The 25,309-nt window shown below is 57.4% G+C and carries 21 protein-coding genes; 9 read left to right on the top strand and 12 right to left on the bottom strand.

The features are described from left to right. The first annotated feature begins 102 nt into the window (after window positions 1-102). Complete coding sequence (locus EnteroDNA1_RS03840; protein WP_069302887.1) at window positions 103-1,638, top strand: methyl-accepting chemotaxis protein; 1,536 nt, start codon at window positions 103-105, stop codon at window positions 1,636-1,638. Here EnteroDNA1_RS03840 and EnteroDNA1_RS03845 read toward each other — a convergent pair. Continuing rightward, window positions 1,635-2,033: a (R)-mandelonitrile lyase gene (locus tag EnteroDNA1_RS03845; RefSeq protein WP_023311976.1), complete on the bottom strand. Its 399-nt coding sequence runs from the start codon at window positions 2,031-2,033 to the stop codon at window positions 1,635-1,637. The two genes, EnteroDNA1_RS03840 and EnteroDNA1_RS03845, sit on opposite strands and share 4 nt — an antisense overlap. A gap of 112 nt (window positions 2,034-2,145) precedes the next feature. Here EnteroDNA1_RS03845 and EnteroDNA1_RS03850 point away from each other — a divergent pair, with 112 nt between their 5' ends. Then, window positions 2,146-3,060 carry a LysR family transcriptional regulator gene (locus tag EnteroDNA1_RS03850; protein WP_064672612.1) on the top strand — a complete coding sequence of 305 codons (915 nt, stop codon included), beginning with the start codon at window positions 2,146-2,148 and terminating at the stop codon, window positions 3,058-3,060. A 304-nt stretch (window positions 3,061-3,364) separates the two neighbouring features. After that, window positions 3,365-4,861, top strand: a complete 1,497-nt coding sequence (gene ansP, locus EnteroDNA1_RS03855) for an L-asparagine permease (RefSeq protein WP_023311978.1) — start codon at window positions 3,365-3,367, stop codon at window positions 4,859-4,861. A gap of 49 nt (window positions 4,862-4,910) precedes the next feature. Here ansP and yncE read toward each other — a convergent pair whose 3' ends face one another. Beyond that, window positions 4,911-5,972 carry a 7-bladed beta-propeller protein YncE gene (yncE, locus tag EnteroDNA1_RS03860; protein WP_039262863.1) on the bottom strand — a complete coding sequence of 354 codons (1,062 nt, stop codon included), beginning with the start codon at window positions 5,970-5,972 and terminating at the stop codon, window positions 4,911-4,913. Between the two features lie 242 nt (window positions 5,973-6,214). On the opposite strand from yncE, the gene pqqU reads away from it, so the two are divergent. After that, a complete protein-coding gene (gene pqqU / locus EnteroDNA1_RS03865) occupies window positions 6,215-8,329 on the top strand; it encodes a TonB-dependent receptor PqqU (RefSeq protein ID WP_064672614.1) in 2,115 nt (704 codons plus the stop codon). Between the two features lie 119 nt (window positions 8,330-8,448). On the opposite strand, the gene EnteroDNA1_RS03870 is transcribed toward pqqU, so the two are convergent. The 3 genes from EnteroDNA1_RS03870 to EnteroDNA1_RS03880 form a co-directional block, all read right to left on the bottom strand. Continuing rightward, window positions 8,449-9,117 carry a GntR family transcriptional regulator gene (locus EnteroDNA1_RS03870; protein ID WP_023311981.1) on the bottom strand — a complete coding sequence of 223 codons (669 nt, stop codon included), beginning with the start codon at window positions 9,115-9,117 and terminating at the stop codon, window positions 8,449-8,451. 255 nt (window positions 9,118-9,372) lie between these two features. Next, complete coding sequence (locus tag EnteroDNA1_RS03875; RefSeq protein WP_069302888.1) at window positions 9,373-10,413, bottom strand: NADP-dependent oxidoreductase; 1,041 nt, start codon at window positions 10,411-10,413, stop codon at window positions 9,373-9,375. Window positions 10,414-10,478: 65 nt separating this feature from the next. Continuing rightward, window positions 10,479-11,054, bottom strand: coding sequence for a helix-turn-helix domain-containing protein (locus EnteroDNA1_RS03880; protein ID WP_069302889.1), 576 nt, complete (start codon window positions 11,052-11,054; stop codon window positions 10,479-10,481). A 148-nt stretch (window positions 11,055-11,202) separates the two neighbouring features. On the opposite strand from EnteroDNA1_RS03880, the gene EnteroDNA1_RS03885 reads away from it, so the two are divergent. Together EnteroDNA1_RS03885 and EnteroDNA1_RS03890 are read left to right on the top strand one after the other, a co-directional pair. After that, window positions 11,203-11,721 (top strand): GNAT family N-acetyltransferase, encoded by a 519-nt coding sequence (locus tag EnteroDNA1_RS03885; protein ID WP_063408838.1) that lies wholly within the window; start codon window positions 11,203-11,205, stop codon window positions 11,719-11,721. Continuing rightward, on the top strand, window positions 11,718-12,167 hold the full coding sequence (locus EnteroDNA1_RS03890) for a DMT family transporter (protein WP_033145681.1): 450 nt from the start codon (window positions 11,718-11,720) through the stop codon (window positions 12,165-12,167). Before EnteroDNA1_RS03885 ends, EnteroDNA1_RS03890 begins: the two co-directional genes overlap by 4 nt. 3 nt (window positions 12,168-12,170) lie before the next feature. Here the strand turns inward: EnteroDNA1_RS03890 and EnteroDNA1_RS03895 are convergent, their stop codons facing one another. Continuing rightward, window positions 12,171-12,404, bottom strand: coding sequence for a YdcY family protein (locus EnteroDNA1_RS03895; protein ID WP_047647612.1), 234 nt, complete (start codon window positions 12,402-12,404; stop codon window positions 12,171-12,173). Between the two features lie 56 nt (window positions 12,405-12,460). Beyond that, on the bottom strand, window positions 12,461-14,059 hold the full coding sequence (locus EnteroDNA1_RS03900; RefSeq protein WP_032656839.1) for an ABC transporter substrate-binding protein: 1,599 nt from the start codon (window positions 14,057-14,059) through the stop codon (window positions 12,461-12,463). Window positions 14,060-14,342: 283 nt separating this feature from the next. On the opposite strand from EnteroDNA1_RS03900, the gene EnteroDNA1_RS03905 reads away from it, so the two are divergent. From EnteroDNA1_RS03905 to EnteroDNA1_RS03915, 3 genes are read left to right on the top strand one after another with little or no spacing between them, the layout of a single operon-like run. Then, a complete protein-coding gene (locus tag EnteroDNA1_RS03905) occupies window positions 14,343-15,689 on the top strand; it encodes an SrfA family protein (protein WP_064672617.1) in 1,347 nt (448 codons plus the stop codon). A 4-nt stretch (window positions 15,690-15,693) separates the two neighbouring features. Continuing rightward, window positions 15,694-18,675 carry a virulence factor SrfB gene (locus EnteroDNA1_RS03910; protein ID WP_069302890.1) on the top strand — a complete coding sequence of 994 codons (2,982 nt, stop codon included), beginning with the start codon at window positions 15,694-15,696 and terminating at the stop codon, window positions 18,673-18,675. Next, the gene (locus tag EnteroDNA1_RS03915) at window positions 18,672-20,849 is read left to right on the top strand and encodes a virulence factor SrfC family protein (protein WP_069302891.1); all 2,178 of its coding nucleotides are present in this window, start codon (window positions 18,672-18,674) and stop codon (window positions 20,847-20,849) included. The genes EnteroDNA1_RS03910 and EnteroDNA1_RS03915 overlap by 4 nt, the downstream gene beginning before the upstream one ends. Before the next feature lie 71 nt (window positions 20,850-20,920). On the opposite strand, the gene EnteroDNA1_RS03920 is transcribed toward EnteroDNA1_RS03915, so the two are convergent. The 5 genes from EnteroDNA1_RS03920 to EnteroDNA1_RS03940 all read right to left on the bottom strand — a co-directional run bounded on the left by EnteroDNA1_RS03920 (window position 20,921) and on the right by EnteroDNA1_RS03940 (window position 25,309). Beyond that, on the bottom strand, window positions 20,921-21,676 hold the full coding sequence (locus EnteroDNA1_RS03920) for an alpha/beta fold hydrolase (RefSeq protein WP_069302892.1): 756 nt from the start codon (window positions 21,674-21,676) through the stop codon (window positions 20,921-20,923). Window positions 21,677-21,762: 86 nt separating this feature from the next. Beyond that, the gene (locus EnteroDNA1_RS03925; RefSeq protein WP_013096478.1) at window positions 21,763-21,936 is read right to left on the bottom strand and encodes a GhoT/OrtT family toxin; all 174 of its coding nucleotides are present in this window, start codon (window positions 21,934-21,936) and stop codon (window positions 21,763-21,765) included. A 183-nt stretch (window positions 21,937-22,119) separates the two neighbouring features. Further along, window positions 22,120-23,544 (bottom strand): aminobutyraldehyde dehydrogenase, encoded by a 1,425-nt coding sequence (patD, locus tag EnteroDNA1_RS03930; protein ID WP_069302893.1) that lies wholly within the window; start codon window positions 23,542-23,544, stop codon window positions 22,120-22,122. Window positions 23,545-23,568: 24 nt separating this feature from the next. Then, entirely contained in the window at window positions 23,569-24,375 is an 807-nt protein-coding gene (locus EnteroDNA1_RS03935; protein WP_029741505.1) for an ABC transporter permease, read from the bottom strand. After that, window positions 24,365-25,309 carry an ABC transporter permease gene (locus tag EnteroDNA1_RS03940; protein WP_069302894.1) on the bottom strand — a complete coding sequence of 315 codons (945 nt, stop codon included), beginning with the start codon at window positions 25,307-25,309 and terminating at the stop codon, window positions 24,365-24,367. The genes EnteroDNA1_RS03935 and EnteroDNA1_RS03940 overlap by 11 nt, the downstream gene beginning before the upstream one ends.

Genomic DNA, 25,309 nt, shown 5'->3' on the forward strand with positions numbered 1-25,309 from the left:
GACAGAATATGCAGCAGGCCGTTATATAAAAATAAACACATTAATCTTGCCGGAGCATTTTCCGGGCATTTTTTATTCTTGCACATCATCATGGAGTTACTCATGAGGCGTAACAGTCCCGTTACACAAAACGAGTATTTACTTAACGATGGTTCGACGTTAATGTCGACCACCGATACCAAAAGCCATATTACTTATGCTAATTCCGCTTTTATTGAAGCCAGCGGATATAAAGAAGAACATCTTCTGGGTGAGCCGCATAACCTCATCCGCCATCCCGACATGCCTGCCGAAGCGTTTGGCGACATGTGGTATACCCTGCAGCAGGGTGAGACCTGGACGGGGCTGGTGAAGAACCGTCGTCATAATGGCGACCACTACTGGGTGCGGGCTAACGTGACGCCGGTCTGGCAGGGTGGTTCCCTGACGGGGTATATTTCCGTGCGAAATATACCCGCACGGGAAGAGATTGCGGCCAGTGAAAAACTGTATGCAAAAGTGCGTAATAATGAATTAAAACATTACCGCTTTTATAAAGGGTTACTGGTCCGGCGCGGTTTATTTTCGTTTATGTCGATCTTTAAATGTCTCAGCACCAGTAAACGCATCCATCTGGGTATTGCGACGACGGCGTTACTCTCCTGCCTGGCGGTGTATTTATTCCCTGATAAACTTATGCAGTCGGGAAGTCTGGCGCTGCTGTTTATTGCCCTGACCTATTATCTTCATGCGCAGATCGCCCGTCCGGTAAAATCTATTGTGCAACAGATGCAGCGCGTGGTTTCAGGGCGTAAAACGGACTATTACCATTTTGACAGGATCGACGACATCGGGCTGATGATGCGTCTGGTCAATCAATCAGGTTTGAACCTGAATTCGCTGGTTGACGATGTCGGGGCGCAAATCAGCGGGATTGGCACCATCAGCCAGCAGGTCGCGAAAGAAGGTGCGGCGCTGCAGACGCGTTCAGAAGAGACCGCAGATTTTCTGCAGCAAACCGCGTCCGCGGTGGAAGAGATCGCCAGCGCGGTGGAGCAGACGGCAGAAACAGCGAAAGAAGCCACGGAGATGGCGGATCGCACCCGCGACAGCGCCCACCGCGGTGAAGCGATGATGAAAGAGACCATCGGTATGATGCAATCCGTGTCGCAGGATAACAGCCAGATCGTCGATATTATCAGCGTTATCGATCGTATCGCCTTCCAGACCAATATTCTTGCGCTGAATGCGGCCGTGGAAGCGGCGCGTGCAGGTGAAGCCGGGCGCGGTTTTGCCGTGGTGGCGGCCGAGGTGCGCAATCTTGCGCAGCACTCCGCGACGGCGGCGAAAGAGATCAAAGCGCTGATTGAGAAAAACGTCGCCAGCGTCAACGCTGGCGTGGAGAAGGTAGAACAAACCGAAACGCAGCTGACGGTTATGATCGACAACGTGCTGCGGGTCTCCTCCCTGATTAAGGAGATCGGCCACGCCACGCAGGAGCAAACCCAGGCGCTGACGCTCATCAACGCATCCATCTCCCGTATCGGCGCAATGACCCACAACAATACGGGGATGGTGGATAACGTCACTCACGCGGCGAATCACCTGACGCAGCGCACCACGCGCCTGCAGCAGGCGATTGCCGTTTTTGGCGGTTAGCCGTTCGGATACTGCTCGTCGGTGACTTTTTCCAGCCATGCAACCGGGCTGCCGTTAACGGATTCGGCGATGGCAATATGCGTCATCGCCGTTTGCGCGCTTGCGCCGTGCCAGTGCTTTACGCCGGGTGGGATCCAGGCGATATCGCCCTGATTCAATATTTCCGCCGCTTTGCCCCACTCCTGTAACCAGCCGCGACCCTGCGTCACAATCAGCGTTTGCCCAAGGGGATGCGTATGCCACGCGGTGCGCGCGCCCGGCTCAAAGGTCACGGTTGCCCCGCCGACGCTGGCAGGTTCGCTCGCCTGAAATGGTGCGTCAATGCGGACGGTGCCGGTGAACCAGGCTTCCGGTCCTTTTGCTGAAGGTAATGATCCGCTGCGGATAATTTTCATCTTATGCTCCTCGTTTACTGTTGCGTTAACAGTAGCGCAAAGCAATCCGGAGCATTAGTGTGCATAATCAGATAGGAAATATGATTGAAATTCATAAATAGAGGCAATCGCGATGCTAAAAGATAATTTCAACGACCTGCTCTCTTTTATGGTGGTCGCCCGCGAGCGCAGCTTTACGCGCGCGGCGGCGCAGCTGGGCGTCTCGCAATCGGCGCTGAGTCATGCCATGCGCAAGCTTGAAGCGCGGCTCGACGTTCGCCTTTTAACCCGCACAACCCGCAGCGTTGTTCCCACCCAGGCGGGTGAGCAGCTCTTTACGCGCTTAAGCCCGCATTTGATGGAGATTGAGCAGGAGCTCACGACGCTTCGCAGCGCACGCAACAAACCCGCAGGTTCTGTTCGCATCGTCGCCGGCGAGCATGCGATGGACGCCGTGCTCTGGCCGGTACTGAAGGCGTTTATGGTGCAGTATCCTGAGATTAACGTCGAAGTGACGGTAGATAACGGCCTGACGGATATCGTGGATGGCCGTTTCGACGCGGGAGTACGCCTGGGTGAACAGGTGGCAAAAGATATGATTGCGGTACGGATAGCGCCGGATATGCGCATGGCCGTGGTCGGTTCCAGGGATTATCTGGCTCGCTTTGGCGTGCCGCAGACGCCGGAGCAGCTTGCTGAACACCGCTGCATCAACATGCGCCTGCCCACGCGCGGCGGACTGTATCACTGGGAATTTGAACGCGACGGGCGCGAGCTTCGCGTTCGGGTTGAGGGGCAGCTTACGCTGAGCAGCCTGTCGCAGCGCATCGACGCCGCTGAGAATGGCCTCGGATTAGCCTACGTGCCGGAGGCGTCGGTTCTGGGGGCGCTTAATCACGGACGGCTCGTCAGGGTCCTTGAATCGTGGTGCCCTACTTTCGAGGGGTATCACCTTTATTATCCGAGCCGTCGCCAGCACACTACCGCTTTCAGGTTACTGTTAGATGCTCTCCAGCAGTCAAAATCTTTACCACCTGGTAATAATTAAGAGATTCTGATGATTAAATAATCAACCCGCCAAATGTTTTGTCTAAAAACTCATCACGATTCAGCGTGTTGTGATCGCCGTCTGCTCTGACCACACGATTTCCTTCGACGTGCATCACTTTCGGCACGGTTATATTTTGCGTCGCTTATGAATTGCAGGTAGGATGCCTCGCCATGTTTCGCCTTATCCATACGCAGAATGACTGGGAAGGCGACATGTGTTTGCGCAGAAGCAATCGTTTGTATTGCGCTCTGCCAGGCAGGACTATCACGATAATGGTTCAGACAGGCAAACAGGTAACTCAATGAAAACAAGCAATAAAAGCGCAGCCGATCATCATGCTGCTAAACGTCGCTGGTTGAACTCCCACGAAGAGGGCTACCACAAAGCGATGGGCAACCGTCAGGTTCAAATGATCGCCATCGGCGGCGCTATCGGAACGGGGCTGTTTTTAGGTGCGGGTGCGCGTCTGCAAATGGCTGGCCCGGCTCTCGCCCTGGTCTATCTGGTGTGCGGGATCTTCTCTTTCTTCATTCTTCGTGCGCTGGGCGAACTGGTACTGCATCGCCCTTCCAGCGGAAGCTTCGTCTCTTACGCCCGTGAATTCCTCGGTGAAAAAGCGGCCTACGTTGCGGGCTGGATGTACTTCGTCAACTGGGCGATGACCGGTATTGTCGATATCACCGCCGTTGCGCTGTATATGCACTACTGGGGCGCGTTTGGCGATGTGCCGCAGTGGGTCTTTGCGCTTGGCGCGCTGGCGATTGTCGGCACCATGAACATGATCGGCGTGAAGTGGTTCGCGGAGATGGAGTTCTGGTTTGCGCTGGTAAAAGTGCTGGCCATCGTGGTGTTCCTGGTCGTGGGTACCGTCTTCCTCGGCAGCGGTAAACCGCTGGACGGCAATGCCACCGGCTTCCATCTGATAACCGATAACGGCGGATTCTTCCCGCACGGTCTGCTGCCTGCGCTGGTCCTGGTTCAGGGCGTGGTGTTCGCCTTCGCCTCCATCGAACTGGTGGGTACCGCAGCAGGTGAATGTAAAGATCCGCAGACCATGGTGCCAAAAGCCATTAACAGCGTGATCTGGCGTATCGGTCTGTTCTACGTCGGTTCAGTGGTGCTGCTGGTTCTGCTGCTGCCGTGGACTGCCTATCAGGCAGGTCAGAGTCCGTTTGTGACCTTCTTCTCTAAGCTGGGCGTGCCTTACGTTGGCAGCATCATGAACATCGTGGTCCTGACCGCGGCGCTCTCCAGCCTGAACTCCGGTCTTTACTCTACCGGTCGTATCCTGCGCTCCATGTCGATGGGCGGTTCTGCGCCGAAGTTCATGTCGAAGATGAGCAAGCAGCAGGTTCCCTATGCGGGGATTCTGGCAACGCTGGTGGTTTACGTCTTTGGCGTGTTCCTGAACTATCTGGTGCCGTCCCGCGTATTTGAGATCGTTCTGAACGTGGCTGCACTGGGGATTATCGCCTCCTGGGCCTTCATCGTGGTCTGCCAGATGCGTCTGCGCAAAGCGATCAAAGAAGGCAAAGCGGCTGATGTGAGCTTCAAGATGCCGGGCGCACCGGTGACCTCCTGGCTCACCCTGCTGTTCCTGTTCAGCGTGCTGGTGCTGATGGCGTTTGACTACCCGAACGGTACCTACACCATCGCAACGATTCCGCTGCTGGCGGTACTGCTGATTGCCGGCTGGTTCGGCGTGCGTAAGCGCGTTCACGAGATCCACAGCACCGCGCCGGTTCATCACGACGATGAAAAACACGACGCACCGCTGGTGGAAGAAACCTCGCGTTAAGCGTCCGTAAGCATCAAAAAGGGAAGGCAAATGCCTTCCCTTTTTTTATTTACAGCGCGATACGAATGACGTCGTCAGGCTGGGTGGCTTCCTGCTGGCGAGTCGATTTTTGTTTCACCGTCACGTACAGGGTTTTGCCATCGGCAGAGAGCGCCAGGCTGTTCGGGTAGACCGGCGTGTCAAAGGTTTTTGTGACCTTATACGTTTTCGCGTCAATCACGCTCACCTTACCGGCTTCACGGTGCGTCACATAGGCTTCATTGCGGGCCGGGTTAAACAGGACCGCCAGTGATTCAGGTGCGGCGATCTTCTCGATCACGCTGCCGTCTTTCAGGTTCACCACCAGCACTTCCGGCTGTTTTGAATCGGTCAGGAACGCGCGCTGGCCGGCGGTATCGAGGCTGAGGTTCAGGTAGAAGTGCTCTTTACCGTCATCCTGCACCTTTTTGCGGCTCAGGATTTTATTGGTGGCCGTATCTATGGTTACCAGCTCGCCGTCCGCATTCGTGGTATAGAGGCGTTTCGCCTGCGCATCCAGCGCCAGACCGGTGCTGTACGTACCGGTATTGGCAATGGTCTCTTTCAGCTTCAGCGTGGCGCCATCCACCACCCAAATCACGCTCTCTTTGCCGACGCCGGTGATGTAAATCGTGTTGCTCGCGTCATCCGCCACCAGCTGGCGCGGCTGCAGCGGTTTGACGGTTTCACTGCGCTGGCGATTATCAAGCACCAGACGCCCTTTCACGTCGCCCGTTTTCGCATCGATGGCCGTCACAGCGCCGTTGATGGTGTTGCCAAACCACAGGGTTTGCGTCGCGCCGTCGAGCGTGGCGCCAAAGGGTTTGAGATCGCTATGAATCGCCTGCGTCACGTCGAGCGTGACCGGGTCAAGTCGATAGATAACTCCGCCCTTATCGGTTTTGCGGCTTTGCGAGGTCGCCACCCACAGCGCATTCTCCTGCTGGCTGACCGCCATTTCATACGCCCCTTTGCCCACAGCTTTACGCAGCACCTCTTCGGCGGCATGCACCTGGAACGTCCCGGCAAGCAGTAAAGTGGCAGACAGCAGTGACAGGCTCAGACGCGGCGAGCACAGATGACGTAAAGACATAACAATTCCTTTTTTGAAAAGAGGGGGTTGGGCTGACATCACTTCCGGCAGGCAACGTCATGGCATTGCCTTTTGATAATGAGAATAGTAATCATTAATGAACTGAATGTGGAGTTTTTCTTTCGCGCTTCGCCTTTCATTAACGCAATGTGCGGTTATAGTTTTCAAAACATTTACAAAACCTTTAACATGTATGGACATGTTCCATTTGGTTCGTTTATACACCACAACCGGTTTTATTCATGAAAATCATTTCTGCCCGTAAGGCTTCTCTCCCGCTGCTGCTGGTTCCCGTTATTTTCGCGCCGCTAACCGCAATGAGCGCGGAGGAACAGACCATGATCGTCAGCGCCACGCCGCAAACCGTATCGGAACTGGATACCCCGGCCGCGGTCAGCGTCGTCAATGGCGATGACATGCGCCACGCCGCGCCGCGCATCAACCTGTCTGAATCTCTTGGCAGCGTCCCGGGACTGCAAATTCAGAACCGCCAGAACTATGCCCAGGATCTCCAGCTTTCAATGCGTGGGTTTGGTGCCCGCTCAACGTTTGGCGTGCGCGGTATCCGTATGTATGTCGACGGTATCCCTGCCACCATGCCGGACGGACAGGGCCAGACCTCCAACATCGATCTCTCCAGCGTGGAGAGCGTTGAAGTGCTGCGCGGCCCCTTCTCTGCCCTGTACGGCAACGCCTCCGGCGGCGTGATTAACATCAACACCCAGACCGGGCAGCAGCCGCCGACCATTGAAGCCAGCAGCTATTACGGCAGCTACGGTACCTGGCGCTACGGCATGAAAGCCACCGGCGCGATGGGTGACGGCACCCACGCGGGCGATGTGGATTACACCGTTTCCACCACCCGCTTCACCACCAAAGGCTACCGCGACCACAGCGGCGCGCGGAAAAACCTCGCTAACGCCAAACTGGGCGTGCGCATTGACGACGTCAGCAAGCTGACGCTGATTTTTAACAGCGTGGACATGAAGGCCAACGATCCGGGCGGGCTGAGCTATCAGGAGTGGCAGAACAATCCGCGTCAGTCTCCGCGCGGCGCTCAGTACAACACCCGCAAGACCATCAAGCAGACCCAGGCCGGTCTGCGCTACGATCGTCAGCTCAGCACCCAGGACGATCTCAGCGTGATGATGTACGCCGGCGAGCGTGAAATGACGCAGTACCAGTCGATTCCGTATCAGCCGCAGCTGAAAGCCTCCCACTCCGGCGGCGTGATTGATATGCAGCGACACTATCAGGGCGTGGATACCCGCTGGACACACCGCGGCGAGCTGCTGGTGCCGGTGACGTTTACTACCGGCCTGAACTACGAAAACCTGAGCGAAGATCGTCGCGGATACGAGAACTTCGTGATGAACAACGGCGTGCCGGATTACGGCGTGAAGGGTGACAAGCGTCGAAACGAACGTAACCTGATGTGGAACGTTGACCCTTACCTGCAAACCAGCTGGCAGCTGACGCAGAAACTGTCGGTAGATGCGGGAGTGCGCTACAGCTCGGTCTGGTTTGATTCCAACGACCATTACGTTACGCCGGGCAACGGCGATGACAGCGGTGACGCGAGCTATCACAAGTGGCTCCCGGCCGGTTCCGTGAAGTATGCGGTGACGGACGCATGGAACCTCTACGCTGCCGCAGGGCGTGGATTCGAAACGCCAACCATCAACGAGCTTTCCTATCGCGCCGATAACCAGGGCGGCCTGAACATCGGCCTGCAGCCGTCCACCAACAACACGTATGAAGTGGGCAGCAAAACCCGCATCGGCAATGGCCTGCTGACCGCGGCGCTGTTCCGCACCGATACGGATGATGAGATCGTGGTGGATGCCAGCTCTGGCGGGCGTACCAGCTATAAAAATGCCGGTAAAACCCGTCGTCAGGGGGTGGAAGTCTCCCTCGACCAGCAGTTTGCCGAGAACTGGAAGCTGAAGATGGCGTGGACTTACCTGGATGCCACCTACCGGACTAACGTCTGCAGCGACGCAGACTGTAACGGTAACCGGATGCCGGGCATTGCCCGCAACATGGGTTACGCCTCGTTTGGCTGGCAGCCGGAGGAAGGCTGGTACGCGGGTTCAGACGTGCGCTACATGAGCGATATCATGGCCGACGACGAGAATACGGCGAAAGCGCCGTCGTATACGGTGGTCGGGCTGAACACCGGGTATAAATTCAACTACGGCAGCTGGGGCATGGACGTCTTTGGCCGCGTCGATAACCTGTTCGATAAAGAGTACGCGGGCTCGGTTATTGTCAACGAGTCAAACGGTCGTTATTACGAGCCTGCACCAGGCCGTAACTACGGGGTCGGGCTGTCGGTCTCTTATCGCTTCGAGTAAGCGATAAGAAAAGTTTATTTAATTAATGAAATAACGCTCCTGATGGCAATAAACCATCAGGAGTTATTCACCAGATAAATAATTAGGGGCGAAATATAGTCGCTCTGCTAAATAATCTCTTAGTTAAAATATTGTCGCTGTAAAAGCAAATTCGCTTCATCAATCACCTTATCAATCGCCTTCTGGCAGGCAACAACATCTCTTCGCTCCAGGGCGGAAAGCAGTTCGTCATAGTGATATGTCGAGGCTTTGATGTCGTTAAGCTCCTGATGTAGATAGTTCATACAGGGCCCGATGCGCACCCACAGCTGCTCAATTAAGGCATTAAGCGTAGGCATTTCCGCATACTGATAAAGCGTAAACCGGAAGACGCGATTCGCATGCAATGCCTGCTGGACGTTCCCGTTGCGCATGGCCTCATGAAAGGCATCCGACAATTTGCGCAACGCCTCCAGTTTGCTATCAGACATATTCTGACAGGCCGCGGCGACCGCCATCGGCTCAAGCTGCTTGCGGATAGCGTTAATCTCGTTATAGCGCTCCAGCGTGACCTCCGGAACCAGAAATGCCTGCGCCGGCGTGGCGTGTAGCGCCCCTGATGACACCAGGCGCAACAGCGCCTCGCGAACAGGGGTAATACTGGTTCCTAATTTATCGGCAATCTCTTTCGTAATCAGTCGTGCCCCAGGTTTGAGTGAGCCTGTAATTAACGCTCCTTTCAAACTGTGTTCAACTTGCATGGTAAGACTGACCCTTTGGGCTTTTTCTAAGTGGTCCAAATCAAGCATGTTCAATTCCTGTAGCTAAAACTTAATGCTATTTTTAAACGCCAGTTTTAATAAAACGACGCTGGTCCGATATATCCTGTATCGTCATGCCTGGTGGTGGGAAGTACGTAAAAACATCAAAAAAGTAAAGTTTGTTTTTTTTATTGGTTCCGGGCCCATCCGGGATGCGGGCGCGAAATGCCATGTCCATTAATTAAAGACAATATATCGTATCTTCACAAATAAATATGGCGGGAAACCCCGCCATAATGCTGTTTATTTATTGTCACCCGCGACGCGAATCACGACTTTGCCGAAGTTACGCCCTTCGAGCAGGCCAATCAGCGCCTCGGGCGCGTTCTCCAGCCCGTCCGTTATCTGTTCACGATAGTGGATTTTGCCCTCCTGCACCCAGCGTCCCATTGCTTCCTGGAACTCTTTAATGCGGTGACCGTAATCCTGGCCGATGATAAAGCCCTGCATACGAATGCGTTTCTTCAGGATGGTCGCCATCAGTAGCGGCAGGCGATCCGGCCCCTCGGGCAGGCCCGTCGCGTTGTAGCCGCTCACCAGGCCGCACAACGGCACGCGCGCGGAGGTATTCAGTAACGGCAGCACGGCGTCAAATACTTTCCCGCCGACGTTTTCATAATAGACGTCAATTCCTTGCGGACAGGCGCGTTTCAGCTGTTCGGCAAAGTCGGCCGCGTGGTGATCCAGACACAGGTCAAACCCGAGGACCTCAACGGCATGGCGGCATTTTTCAGCCCCACCGGCGACCCCGACCACCCGGCAACCTTTGATTTTACCGATCTGCCCGACGGTCGCGCCAACCGGGCCTGTCGCCGCGGCGACCACCAGCGTTTCGCCCGCTTTTGGCTGCCCGATATCCAGCAATCCCATATAGGCGGTAAAGCCCGGCATACCCAGAATACCCAGCGCCCAGGAAGGATGTGACGGATTTTCGCCCAGCTTCACCAGGCCGCTGCCGTCCGAGAGTTCATATTCCTGCCAGCCGCTGTAGCCCAGCACCCACTCCCCGGCTTTGAAGTCGGGATGATTTGACTGCTCAACGCGGCTGACCGTTCCCCCCACCATCACCGCGCCCAGCTCAACCGGTGGTGAATAGGATGGCGCATCGCTCATGCGCCCCCGCATGTACGGGTCCAGCGACAGCCAGACGGTACGCAGCAAAAGCTGCCCTTCAGCCGGGGCGGGAACCGGCTGCGTTTCGAGACGAAAATTTTCCGCGACCGGCGCACCCTGAGGACGGGAGGCCAGTACCCAGCGGCGATTTTGCGAAACAGGTTGATTCATCGGGATCTCCTTCTGGTGCAAATGTCATTACAGCCTGGCTCACGAACGGCGTTATCGCATTAGCATTACGAGGCAGACTGGTTAAGCCGTACAACCAGATAGATGCAGGTTTCATTCGTTTCGTTGATGAACCGGCAGTCATTTGGCGGCCCCAGCTCGAGACAGTCTCCGGCGAGCATCTCGTGGCGCGTATCGCCCTCCTGAAACACCAGCTCGCCGGACTGGAGCCAGATAAGCTGACGTGCCAGCGCGTAAGAAGATGCAGGCATCGGAACATCGCTGCCCGCGGGCAGTTCAACCTGAACAAGGTCGATGGGCAGATCGGTGCGGGGAGAAACGTGGCGGCGGAGGTAGTGCGTCTGAGGGTCGCGCCAGACGGGCTGGTTTGCAAGGCGCAGCAGCTTGCCCTCCTGCATTTCGGCCCGGGCAATGAGCGTGGACATGCTGATGCCAAACGCGCCTGACAGGCGGGCCAGCAAGGTGGCTGTCGGGCTGCTGTCTCCGCGCTCTATCTTGTGGATCATCGCGCGCGAGACCCCTGCCCGGTCAGCAAGCTCGCTCAGGGACCATCCGCGAGACTCGCGTTCAAGGCGAATTCTTGCGCTAATCCGTTGATTCATTGTGTCTGTTATGGTGTTCATGACGTCATACTATAGTGTATGAACGGCATTTCAATGGGCTTTTGATAACAAAAAAATATGGCTTATGCCGTAGCGATCGGGCGATACGATTGTGTAATATCGTAGGAATAACGTAATACTATAGTAAACAACACACAGAGGGTTAATCATGATCGTTCGTCATGCCTGCAAGGAAGACTGCGCTGCGATAGGCGAAATCTACAACCACGCGGTGCTGCATACTGCCGCGATCTGGAACGATAAAACCGTCGATACCGATAACCGAATCGCGTGGTTTGAGGCGCGCACGCTCGCGGGTTACCCGGTTCTGGTGAGCGAGGAAGACGGAGCGATCACCGGTTACGCCTCTTTTGGCGACTGGCGCGCCTTCGACGGTTTCCGTCATACGGTCGAACATTCGGTCTACGTCCACCCGGACCATCAGGGAAAAGGTATTGGCCGCACGCTAATGATCGCGCTGATAAACGAGGCCCGCGCCATCGGCAAACACGTGATGGTGGCCGGTATTGAAGCGCAAAACCATGCTTCGATTCACCTCCACGAAACGCTTGGTTTTGTCACCACTGGGCAGATGCCGCAGGTGGGAACCAAGTTTGGCCGCTGGCTGGACTTAACCTTTATGCAGCTGCAGCTGGACGAGCGCAGCGATCCGGACGCCATCCCATGAATCAATCCCTGACCCTGGCGTTTCTGGTGGCGGCGGGAATTGGTCTGGTGGTGCAAAACACCTTAATGGTGCGCATCACCCAGTCCTCCTCCACGATCCTTATCGCGATGCTGCTGAACTCCCTGGTCGGCATTGTGCTGTTTGTCAGCATTCTGCTGCTGAAACAGGGCGCAGCCGGATTCAGCGAGCTGGCCGCAACGGTGCGCTGGTGGACGCTTATCCCGGGGCTGCTGGGGTCATTTTTCGTGTTTGCCAGCATCAGCGGGTATCAGAACGTTGGCGCGGCCACGACTATCGCCGTGCTGGTAGCAAGCCAGCTGATTGGCGGGCTGGTGATGGACGTGCTGAGAAGCAACGGCATTCCGCTCCGCGCCCTGATTGGCCCGGTGTGCGGCGCGGTGATGCTGGTCGTCGGGGCCTGGCTGGTGGCGCGACGCCAGTTTTGAACGTTACAGTATGGTGCCGCCTTTGGTCAGCTGTTCCTCACGCGCGTCCAACTCCTCTTTATGCTGCTTACCGTGGTGCGAAATCGCGGTACGCAGACGCTGCTGCTGGGTGTAGCGTTCTTCACGGCTGAGCTCTGCATCATCACTTAATTCGATCAGCAGTTCATTCATGTGGGTAATCACGCTCTCTTCGATGGCGGCATCGACACGGGCGGTAACTTCATTTAAATGTGACATTGTCACTCCTTGTTATGTGCCCGGTGGCGGCTACGCCTTACCGGGCAATAAAACGCTTAGTTCAGCTTCGCCTTAGAGAAATCGCTGCCCATCAGGCTCACGCTGTATCCGGTCACGTTGCTGCGGGTCGCATAGAACGTTTTCCCGTTTGCCAGTGCGATCCACGGCGCCTGCTGGTAGAAAATCTCCTGCGCCTGGCCGTAGAGTTTCGCACGCTCGGCCGGGCTGCTGGTCAGCTTCGCTTTTTGCACCAGATCATCATAACCCTTATCGCACCAGCGCGCGGCGTTTGATCCGGTTTTAATGCTGTTGCACCCCAGTAGCACGTCGGCAAAGTTGTCAGGGTCGCCGTTATCGGACATCCAGCCAAACAGCGCGGAGTCATGTTCGCCTTTACGCATTCCGGAGAGATATTCACCCCACTCGTAAGAGACAATTTTGGCCTTCACGCCGACTTTCGCCCAGTCGCTCTGGATCATCTCCGCGATACGACGCGAGTTCGGGTTGTACGGACGCTGAACCGGCATTGACCACAGCGTGACTTCCGCCCCCTTCTCCAGCCCCGCCTGCTTCAGCAGCGCTTTCGCTTTTTCAGGATCGTAGCTGTAGTCCTTCAGGTCTTTATTAAAGCCCAGCATATTTGGCGGGATCGGCGATTTTGCCACCGTACCGGAACCCATAAAGACCGCATTGACGATAGCCTTCTTGTCGGTCGCGTAGTTAAGCGCCTGGCGCACCAGCACGTTATCAAACGGTTTTTTCTCGGTGTTAAACGCCAGATAGCCGACGTTTAGCGCATCGACCGAGTGCAGCGTCAGGTCTTTGTTGTTCTTGATGGCGTCAAACTGAACCGGGGACGGTGCAGGAATAATCTGGCACTCGTTGGTCTGCAGCTTCGCCAGACGGGTTTCCACATTCGGCGTGATGGAGAAGATGAGATGTTTCGTCGGCACCTCGCCTTCCCAGTAGTTCGGGTTAGCGACGTAGCGAATCAGCGAATCTACCTTGTACTGCTGCAGGACATAAGGCCCGGTACCAATCGGCCAGGTGTCCACGTTTTCAGGCGTGCCTTTTTTCAGCATCGCGTCGGCGTATTCGGCGGAAAGAATCGAGGCGAAATCCATCCCCCAGTCGGCCAGAAACGCGGCGTTAGGCTCGCTGAGGGTGAACTGAACGTGATAGTCGTCGACCTTTTTCACGTCCTGAATCAGCTTATCGAGCCCGACATCGTTAAAGTATTCGTAGTTGCCCTGCGACACGTTGTGATACGGGTGTTTAGGGTCTTTCTGACGCAGAACCGAGAAAATAACGTCATCGGCGTTAAAGTCGCGCGTCGGTTTGAAGTATTTATTGCTGTTGAACTTCACCCCTTTGCGCAGGGCAAAGGTATACGTCTTACCGTCCGGCGAAATCGTCCAGGACTCCGCCAGCGACGGGACCGGGGTGTTTTTCACCGGGTCAAAATTGATCAGACGGTTGTAAAGCACCTGAGAACTGGCCACAAAAGACGGGCCAGAGCTGGCTATTTGCGGGTTGAAGGACTCGGGGGACGCTTCAGAACAGTAAATAAGGGTGTCGTTGTTCGCCGCCCATGCGGCACCGGCTGGTAACAGCGCGCTCAGCGCAAGGGCGAGCAGTGTTTTCCCTGTAGACATGGTTATAACCCTGACAGTTTTATTATATAAGACAGTAATAACAGCACAGGCGATATGACCTGGCAAATAACGAAACACTATCAGGTTATTCTAAAGCCGCGTTTTTTGCTGTTTTAACAGCCAGCGCCCGAAAAGGTGATTTGCCTTAAGGGCCGTTATTCGTCAAGCACAACCGTCACTTTCTATGCCGCAAGAAATCGGTCCTTTTAGCGTCTCTTCCCCCGTTTGGTTGCTTCCTCGTTTCGTTAAAGTAACGGTGTGAAGAAGTATATGGGATCAAATCGTGGCAAAAACTCTTTTACGCAGCGGTAACCTGGATGACTTTCAGGCCGTTGGCGGCGGCGGACAAGCCGTTTTTGAATCAGCGTTACAAATCCGGGAAGCGCTCCGGTTGCGCAAACAACAGGCCATCGTCGACTGTCTGGCTATTCCTCAGGTCAACGACAGCGGTGACCGCGTGGACTGGTATTCCCCCGTTGAAGGGAGCGTAACCAGCTGGAAAGCGGCCGATGAAGATGACCGTTATCGCGCCCTGCGCTATCTGGAAAACACGCTAGCCAGCGTTGAGTCGTTAAGCAAAAAATGCCTCCAGTCGCCCAAAACCGCGCAGCAGCTTTTTGGGTCTCTGCTGTCAAAGGCGTTTCAGTTCCCGGGTGAAAACTTCCTCTTCCTGGTGGACGGAAAGCCGGTCATCAGCTTCTGGGGGTTTGTAAACCTGAACGAAAATGCGCGCGACGATGTCCTCGACTGCCTGCGTGAATCGCTGGTCCCTGAGCCCGCCCCCGTTGTGATTGAAGATCCTGAACCCGAGCCTGAGCCAGAACCGGTGGTGGCCTTTGAACACGCCGACGAACCGCTGATCGCCCCTTCCACGGTGGTGCGTATCACGCCGGAAGATCTGTATGAGCCTGAACCGGCCCCGGCCGTTGCGCAACCCGTTCAGGAACCGGCTGTGCCGATCGTCGCGAAAAAGCGCCGCGTTCCCCTGTGGACGCTGCCGGTTGCCGTCGCGATCGTTGCCGCCATTGCCGCACCGCTGCTGTGGCCAAAACAGTCGCCTTCCGCTGAGCCCGCCCCGGTGCCCGCACCTCAGCCCGTAGAGATTGCGCCAAAGCCGATCAAAACGGTTGAGCCGCTGGCCATGAAATTACCGCTGCATCAGGCAGAGGTCCTGGCAAGCAAAGAAAAAGAGCCTGCGCCTGCGCCTGCGCCACAGGCTGCCCCGGTGGTGATTGTCGCCATCCCGAAAGATGCCATGGTGATGGAAGCGAATCAGGTGAAAGCGGGATCGACGCGTTTCCTGAACGGTACCTGGCGTGCGGTTCTCGACGTGAAAGATCCGGTTACCGGCAAGCCGCCGTCAATGCGCTATCAGATCCAGAACAATAAGGGCTTCGCCCGGGTTGTCCATGGCGACAACGTTGTCTGCCGCGCGGAAGTGTTCTCCGGCCTGCACAGCAACGGCGAGCTGATGATTAAAAGTCGCGGTACAGCCCGCTGCACCGACGGCTCCCGCTACCCGATGCCGGAGGTTGCCTGTAAAGCAGGCGCCAGCGATATCGCAGAATGTCGCGCCCGTTATGATGCCAATACCGTCGTTCCCCTGACGTTCAAGAAAGCAGGTGCCTGATCCTATGCTGGTTAATCTTTGCGACTATAAACAAAGCGTCACGCTTATTGCCAACAGCGGCGTGCAGTTCCTTGATTTCGGTCTGACGCCGCAGGACACCGCCAGCAACGGGCGCTTCGTACGTAAAACCGCGAACGGCCCGCTGCTGCGGCTCGATTTCGACCTGGTTAACGGGCGCTATACCGTGCCGGGAACGAACGGTGGTCAGCCTGAAGTGGTTAAACCGGAAACCACCATCCCGCTGCATCAGTCCCTGGCGGTGCTGGACGGCGTCTGGCTTCCGGTTCCGTTCCTGCGCTTCAACCCGCCGCGAACCTTTGTTGAGGGGCCGGATAACTGGGCCCGCGTTCAGGTGCGCAGGCTGGATACACCCGATACGGCAGGCAATACGCACCGCGTCACGCTCGCCCTTGACAGCCAGATTGCAGAACACGCCACGTCCGCCCTGTCCCCGGTTGAAAACGATATTCTGAACGGGACCCGATTCGCGCTGGCCTGGCGAGACAACGAAGTTGAAAGTTTCCTCGACCAGACCTGGATTGACGGCTGGCTGCGCGAGGCCTTTACCCAGTATGCCGACGGCGTTGAAAACCGCTCAGAACGCGATCTCCAGCAGGCGATGCGCGGGTTTGAATATCAGGCCCACTGGCTTAACCTGCTGACCATGCTCGGTGAACAGCTCACCGTGCCGGAAGTGAAATTTGTTACCCATACGCTCAGCACGCCTGCCATTCCGGTCGACCTGATCCTCGACGTGGGCAATACCCACACCTGCGGCGTCATTATCGAAGACCACGGCGACGCGAACGATGGCCTGCGCCAGACCGCCGAGCTGCAGGTACGCTCATTAAGCGAGCCGCAGTTCCTGAATGCGCCGCTGTTCACCAGCCGTCTTGAGTTTTCGGAAGCGCGTTTTGGCAAGCAGCACTTCTCGGTTGAAAGCGGTCGCGAAGATGCCTTTGTCTGGCCGTCGATTGTTCGCGTGGGCGATGAAGCCCGCAAGCTGGCGATGCAGCGTCTGGGGACCGAAGGCAACAGCGGCATCTCCAGCCCGCGTCGCTACCTGTGGGATGAAACGCCGGTCGTGCAGGACTGGCGCTTTAGCCAGATGAACAGCAAAACCCAGCGTGAGCCGCTTGCCACCGCGTTTCCGCTGATGAATCTGATGAACGATGACGGCGAACCGCTCTTCACGCTGCCGCAGGACGAGCGGCTGCCGGTCTTCTCGCCGCAGTACAGCCGCAGTACGCTGATGACGCACATGCTGTGCGAGCTGCTGGCGCAGGCGCTGGGGCAGATCAACAGCGTCGCCACGCGCCTGCGTCTGGGCTTCCCGGCATCGCCGCGCCAGCTGCGCACCTTGATCCTGACCCTGCCCTCGGCCATGCCAAAGCAGGAGCGCGAGATTTTCCGTCGCCGCATGTTTGAAGCCATCGCCATCGTCTGGAAAGCGATGGGCTGGCACCCGCAGGATGAGGATTTTGTCACCCGCAAACAGCAGGATAAAAGCGTGGTGCCGGTTCCTGAAATCCAGATGGAGTGGGATGAAGCCAGCTGCGGTCAGCTGGTCTGGCTGTATAACGAAGCGATCTCCCGCTTTGGCGGTCAGACCGAAGCCTTCTTCGCCTCCCTGGCCCGCCCGGACCGTGAGCCTGAGCCGGGTAGCCAGCCGGGCCGCGCGCTGCGCGTCGCGTCCATCGACATCGGCGGCGGCACAACGGATATGGCGATCACCCATTATCAGCTGGATGACGGTTCCGGCAATAACGTCAAAATCACCCCGCAGCTGCTGTTCCGTGAAGGCTTTAAGGTCGCGGGCGACGATACGCTTCTGGACGTGATTCAGCGCTACGTGTTGCCTGCCCTGCAAACGCAGCTGCAGAAATCCGGTATCGCGGACGCTTCGCTGCTGATGGCGTCGCTGTTCGGTGACTCCGGGCGCATAGACACCCAGGCCGTACTCCGCCAGCAAACGGCGCTTCAGCTTTTTATGCCGATTGGCCACGCTATTCTTGCCGCGTGGGAATCGAGCGACGTTGACGATCCGCTGGCCGGTCTGCATGCCACCTTTGGCGATCTCCTGCCGCAGAAACCGACCCGCAACGTAATGAATTACCTGCAGCAGGCGATCGATCATGCCCTGCCTGCGGGTTCAGACGCGTTTGACCTGTTCGCGGTGCCGCTGCACGTGAACTTCCGCGAAATGCAGGATGCGATGCTGGCCGGGCAGTTTACGCTGGCCTCGCCGCTCCACGCGGTGTGCGAGGCGATATCCCATTACAGCTGCGATATTCTGCTGATCACCGGACGCCCCGGCTGCCTGCCTGGCGTTCAGGCGCTGATTCGTCATCTGCAGCCGGTGCCGGTCAACCGTATCGTCTGGCTGGATAAATACCAGGTGCACGAGTGGTATCCGTTCAGCCAGCAGGGGCGCATTGGCAACCCGAAATCAACGGCCGCGGTGGGGGCCATGCTCTGCAGCCTGGCGCTCGACCTGCGTCTGCCGCGCTTCAACTTTAAAGCCGCGGACATTGGCGCGTATTCAACCGTGCGGTATCTCGGCGTGCTGGATAACACCGTTAATACCCTGCGCGAGGAAAACGTCTGGTATCAGGATATCGATCTTGATAAGCCGGGCGCGAAGCTCGACGCGCGTCTGCACTTCCCGCTGCGCGGTAACGTTACCCTCGGCTTCCGCCAGCTGGCGAACGCGCGCTGGCCCGCCACGCCGCTCTACACGCTCAGCATCAACTCGGCTGAACTGGCGAAAGCGATTGCCGGTGACGGCGTGCTGAACGTGCGGCTGAAGCTCTACGGCGGCAGCAAGCAGGAAGGCCCTGAGGCCTTCGAGCTGAGCGATGCCTGGCTGCAGGACGGCACGCCGGTTGCCCCTGACGCATTAACCTTCAAACTGAATACCTTGGCCGATCGCCGACACAGCGGCAGCCACTACTGGATCGACAGCGGGAGCGTATACCTGAAATGACAGCGACGACGACCATCACTCAGGCCTTAATCGGGTGGATTAATGAGACGCGCCTGAACTCCCCTGTGCTGGATAACGATGCTGACGCCCTGCTTGCTCGCATCAACGCGGCGCAGGCGCGGGAGCAGGCCATTGAACGCGCCATGACCCGCCAGAGCAGCATTGGGCTTTACGGTCATTCGCAGAGCGCGAAAGCCCATCTGCTGTTATCCCTGTGCGGCAGCGGTAATGGACGCCTGAACGTGACGCCGGGCCAGCGCACCTTTGACTATTTTTCGCATATCAATCCGGGACATGCCCTGACCAACATGGCCGTCCGCTTCACCCGGGAAAGCCCGGAGGTGGCGGATGAGGCGTTCCCGCTGCGTTTGAGTCTGGTCACCGAGGCAGAGCTGGTACAGCTGTTTATTGCCCGCTCGACGCTGCATCCGCAGATGCGCGCGGTAGACAAGGCGGTCATTGAGACACGTCTGGAGAAATGGCGCGGGCTGCGCCAGCCGCAGGGCGTGCCCGGCATCACGGCTCAGGAAGTGGGTGCGATAGCCCGCTTCTGGCAAAGCACCGTACCCGCCGCTAAGCAGCAAATTGATGATGCCCTGTGGTATGAGTTCGCCCGGCTGGTGCCTTCTCTCGATCTCAGCACGCGGGCCAGCGTCTGGTCGCTGCTGTGGGGCGAGCAGCAGGAGTTGACCCAGCAGTGGTTAAAACTGGCCCATGTGCTGCACCAGACCAGCCATGCCGGCGAGCTTGCTGCCCCGCTTAGCCTGCTGGTGGACAGCTTTGGCCTGCCGGGTGAAGGGTTCCTGACGCACGACGGCACGTTAGATCTTCAGGAAGCGCAGGAGACGCTGCTTCATCCGCTAAATAGCGGTGAAATGCTTAACGCCATCAGCATCCCCGTCGACGTGCTGGCCTTCCTGACCCGCGAGCTGGTGCTGCCGGTTGAGAACGGCGCGCTGGATAACGTCGATATTATTGATATTCCTGTTTTTGAAGATAACCGTGCCGACCCGCTACGCCAGGCGAAGTCCCAGTGGCTGCTCGAGCATTATCGTCAACAGCTTCAGCCGGATGTGCTGGTGATTTGTAATGCGACGGCGCAGCACGAACAGACGGCCAAAAAAGCAAAAGTGCTGATGAACTGGGTCAAGGAGACGCAGCCTGCTGAAGAATCTGCCCTGCCGGGGCTGGTATGGGCGATTACGCCACACGACGCCCGCTTTACCACCCGACAGAATCTCGATGAAGCCGTACAGCATCTGCTCGGAAAGCCGGGTTTACGCTGGGGCACGCTGCAGGCGCTGGACAGCCACAGCATGCAGCGCGTCATCGAATGGCTGTCTCAGGCCACGCTGCCCGCGCAGCGACAGAAGCGTCTCGGCACGCTGAAAGGCTTGCTGCGACAGGAGCTCTCATCGCTGATGCAGAGCTATCTGGCACCGCTGGTTGAAGAGCCGGGGACAAGACGCGCTCAGGCCGAAAATATGGTGCGCACGCTGCAAAGCAGCGCCGCCCGCCACGGCGAACTGCTTGAAGGCCTGCTGCCGCCGCTGAAAGCCTTTGAAACGCTGCTCGCCGTTCAGCAGCCGCGCGAGGAGCAGGTGAACGGGCTGTTTACGGACACTATTGACCTGTTTGCCGAGAATACCCAGGAAAGCAGCGGCCTGTTCCAGACAAAAGACAAAGCGCGCCTGGCGCACAGAGTCTGGATAAATCATCTGCGTCAGTGGAGCCGCAATGAGGCCACGGCCGCGCGCCTCGGGCTGGAGCCTTCGGTATTACAGCAAATCGCGGATGTGCTGGTGGTCACCAGCTACCGGCTTAATCTGCCTCAACAGCTTCAGCGTATCGTCGAAGCGGATAAAAGCAGCGCGGCACAGCTGCATGCCGTGATGGGCAATTTCATTGGCTGGCTGGGTTATGACCAGACGCCCGTGGCTACACGTCCGGCAAGCCGCATCCGCAAGGGGCAGGCAATCTTCGTTACGCCGGTGGTCAGCAGCGCCGAGCCTCGCTTGACGCGACTGGGAGAACAGCCTGTGCATGCGGCCACCGCGTACGTATACGACTGGCTGGTCGCACTCTATAGCCGCGCGATAGAGAACATTGATTACCGGCATCCGCATGATGTTCAGCCTGACGCACGTCAGGCACTACGGGCTTTGATAAAGTAGCCGCCTTTGTTGCCGGGTGGCGCTGCGCTTACCCGGCCTACATTTCGCAACGATGATAAATTGCACAATAATCACATCGTCATACACCCGGCTAACGTCTGTGCCAGCGCAGACGGATTCTCCCACGACATCGAGTGCCCCGCCGCAGGGATAATTTTTACCTCAACGCCCTTTTGCTTCAGATCGTCCACATCGTCATCCGGCAGAGACAGCTCGCCGAAAATCAACGTTACCGGGCAAGGAAGTGACAGGAACTGCGCTTCCCATTCGGGCTCTATGCCCGCCATCAGGCTCGATGCACCCCGCCAGACGGCATACGGCGCATTACTCTGCAGACACCCTGCCCACGCCGTTTTTTCCGCACTGAGCATGGCGTCATAGCCCTGCGTCAGAAACTGCTGCTCGGTTTGCGCTGCAATAGACCGGCTGAACATCCCCCCACCCGAATGAAAATTGGGCTCTGACACCATCAGCCCCTTCACGCGCGTTGCAAGCAGCCCCGCCGTTTCGATAGCAATGCTGCCGCCCATACTGTGGCCGTATAACCAGAAGGCATCCAGCTTAAGGTGGTCAATCAGCTCCGCCACAACGTGGGCCTGGTCGGTGGTTTTATAGCTGTAGCGTTCAGGCTTGTCGCTGTAGCCGCTGCCGGGCAAGTCGATGAGAATCGCTCTGCGCGCGCCAAACAGCGGGTCATGAACGACACGGGGATATTCATAGGAAGAGGCGCAGCCCAGCCCGTGAATGAACACCACGGGATCGCCGGTGCCGGGCAGGTCATGCCAGCGCACGGTACAGCCGGCCTGCTGCGAGTAAAAACTGTTCATAAGCACTCCTTTTACGATGCACTGTGTATTTATACAGTTACCGTATCGGGAATGCCATATTCATCTTTTAAAAATGGAAGCGTGCTTCAGAAAAGCGAGACCAGCAGCGCAACGGGAAAGCTCATTGGCCAGGTTGACCCCACCAGAAAAGCGCTGAGCAGGCGGATACGTTTGCGGTCTTTAGAGAGGAACCAGGTAATTAATGCGCAGATGGAAGCCATGATTGCGTAAAAAACCAACATCTTTTGATACAACGTCATTCTGTATACCAGAGCCGAAAAAATAACCGCACGCAATATGCGTCATATGTTGATACAGATCAAGTTTTTTCGTTACAGAATAACCACTTAAAGATTACGGATAATAACAATTGAGTATCTTGCGTAACACTCATGGCGGGTGCGGGAAACGCCTGGCCGCGCATGCGGCCAGGCATGGCGGACTTAGTGTTTGATCATGACATGCCGCACAACCGTATAATCCTCAAGCCCGTAGACCGACATATCTTTGCCGTAGCCGGATAATTTCATGCCCCCGTGCGGCATTTCGCTCACCAGCATAAAATGGGTATTCACCCAGGTGCAGCCGTACTGCAGGCGCGCGCTCAGGCGATGGGCGCGGCCCACGTCTTTGGTCCAGACCGATGACGCCAGGCCATACTGCGAATCGTTCGCCCAGGCCAGCACCTGCGCCTCGTCGTCAAATTCGGTGACGCTCACCACCGGGCCAAACACCTCCCGCTGAACGATGGCGTCGTCCTGTTTTGCCCCCGCCAGCAGGGTTGGCTGGAAGTAGTAGCCTGCCCCCTCTTTTTTGCTCCCGCCGGTGACAACGCGGATATGACCGAGCGCTTTCGCCTCATCGACCGCCTGACAGACGCGTGAAAGATGGGCGGCCGAGCTGAGCGGGCCCAGTTCGGTCGAGGCATCCTCCGGCGCACCCATTTTAAGGCTGGCGACCGCTGCGCCCAGCTTTTCCACCAGCGCGGCATAAATGCCCTTCTGGGCATAAATCCGGCAGGCCGCCGTACAGTCCTGTCCGGCATTGTAGAAACCAAACGTCCGCACCCCTTCGACAACCGCATCCAGGTCGGCATCATCAAAGACGATAACCGGCGCTTTACCGCCCAGCTCCATGTGGGTGCGTTTAATGGAGGACGCGGTATGGCCGATGATATGTTCCCCGGTAGCAATCGAACCGGTCAGCGAGACCATACGGACTTTTTCATGCCCGGTAAGCGGGTCACCGACCGTTTTCCCCCGGCCAAACAGGACGTTCAGAACGCCTGCCGGGAAGATGTCTTTTGCCAGCTCTCCCAGCTTCAGCGAGGTCAGCGGCGTGATCTCTGAGGGCTTAATCACCACGCAGTTCCCTGCCGCCAGCGCGGGGGCTAGCTTCCAGGCCGCCATCATCAGCGGATAGTTCCAGGGGGCAATAGAGGCAACCACGCCCACCGGATCGCGGCGGATCATCGACGTGTGGCCGTCAAGGTACTCCCCGGCGGCCAGCCCGTTCAGACAGCGGGCGGCCCCGGCAAAGAAACGGAAAACGTCGACCACCGCCGGAATTTCATCTCCCAGAGCGCAGTGCAGCGGCTTGCCGCAGTTGAGGGATTCGAGCCGGGCAAAGTCCTCCCCATGCGCTTCAATCGCATCCGCCAGCTTCAGCAGGCACTCGGCGCGCGTCTTCGGCGTGGTTTGCCCCCACTCCGCAAAAGCACGGTCGGCTGCCTGAACCGCCGCGTCGACCTGAGCCGCTGACGCCTCGGCAATCTCCAGCAGGAGTTCTCCAGTGGCCGGGTTATAGACCGGCTGTTTTTCTCCCTCTCCGGTTACCAGTTTTCCCTCTATCAGCAGTTGTGTTTGCATAGCATTTTCCTGTTGAATTCACTGTTATTTCCCGCTGCCGGCGATGTTCTCGCCGTCGCGGGTTAGCCACCAGGCTCCCAGAATGGGGATAGTTGTCACCAGCATCACCAGCAGTGCTACAACGTTGGTGACCGGCACGTCGCGCGGACGACCGAGCTGATTGAGCAACCACAGCGGTAACGTGCGCTCGTGTCCCGCCGTAAACGTTGTGACGATTATCTCGTCAAACGACAGGGCAAACGCCAGCATTCCCCCGGCCAGCAGCGCGGAACCCAGATTGGGCAGCACCACATAGCGGAAGGTTTGCCATCCGTCGGCCCCGAGATCCATCGACGCTTCCACCAGGCTCCAGGAGGTGCGTCTGAACCGGGCAATCACGTTGTTAAACACCACCACCACGCAAAAGGTGGCGTGTCCCACCACGATGGTGAAAAAACCCGGCTCAAGGTCAATCGTTTTGAATGCCGTCAGCAGCGCCAGACCGGTGATGATCCCCGGTAACGCAATCGGCAACAGCAGCAACAGCGAGATCGCATTCTTGCCAAAAAACTCGCTTCGCCACAGCGCCGCTGCAGCAAGCGTGCCAAGCACAAGGGCAATCGCGGTGGAGAGCGCGGCAATCTGAAGTGACAACGTCACGGATTCAATAATATCGCCGCGCCCCGCCGCCACGCTGAACCACTTCAGCGTCAGCCCCTGCGGCGGAAAGCTGAAGGCCGCGTCTTCGGTATTAAAGGCATAGGTCGCGATAATCAGCAGCGGGAAGTGCAGGAAGATGACGCCTCCCCACGCTGCCACTTTCAGGAACAGCGGTGCGCGTTCAGAGTGCATCGAATGCTCCCAGACGTTTCACGAACGCCAGATAGAGTGAAATCAGCACGATGGGCACCAGCGTGAACGCGGCGGCCATGGGCATATTGCCAATGGCACCCTGCTGCGAGTAGACCATGTTACCGATGAAGTAACCCGGCGGCCCCACCAGCTGTGGAACGATGAAATCCCCCAGCGTCAGGGAAAAGGTGAATATTGAGCCCGCGGCAATACCCGGGATCGCCAGCGGCAGAACGACGTAGCGAAAGGTCTGACGAGGGCGCGCGCCGAGGTCGGCTGAGGCCTGCAGTAGCGAGGCAGGCAGGCGTTCCAGCGCCGCCTGGACGGGCAGGATCATAAACGGCAGCCAGATGTAGACGAAGACCAGAAACCGTCCCAGCCCGGAGGTGGACAAGGTGTTGCCGCCAATCGCCGGGAGCGTAAGGAGTGAGGTCAGGATCGGCTCCAGCCACATATGGTTGAGAAACCACTGCGCCACCCCATCCTTCGCCAGCAGCAGCGTCCAGGCGTAGGCTTTGACGATGTAGCTCGCCCACATTGGCAGCATCACAGCGATATAGAAAAACGCTTTCCACTTGCCGCGGGTGTATCGCGCCATGTACCAGGCCATCGGGAATGCCAGGATGGCGCTGGCTATCGTCACCGCAATCGCCATGGTTAACGTGCGCAGGATGATGTCGTAGTTTGCCGGGTTGAAAAGCGCCCGAATGTTCGCCAGGGTCAGATCCGGCGTGACGGCCATGGTGAAATCGTCAAAGGTGTAAAAACCTTGCCACAGCAGGGTCAGAAGCGATCCTAAATAGACGATGCCAAACCACATGAGCGGCGCGAGCAGAAGCAGGAACAGGCCGAGCGACGGTTTACGCCAGAACAGCGCCGTCATGCGGCTTAAGCGCCCATGCGAGGCGGGAGGATGCGCGACACTCATAGCCAT

The organism is Enterobacter sp. HK169 (assembly GCF_001719105.1).
Taxonomy (GTDB): domain Bacteria; phylum Pseudomonadota; class Gammaproteobacteria; order Enterobacterales; family Enterobacteriaceae; genus Enterobacter; species Enterobacter asburiae_B.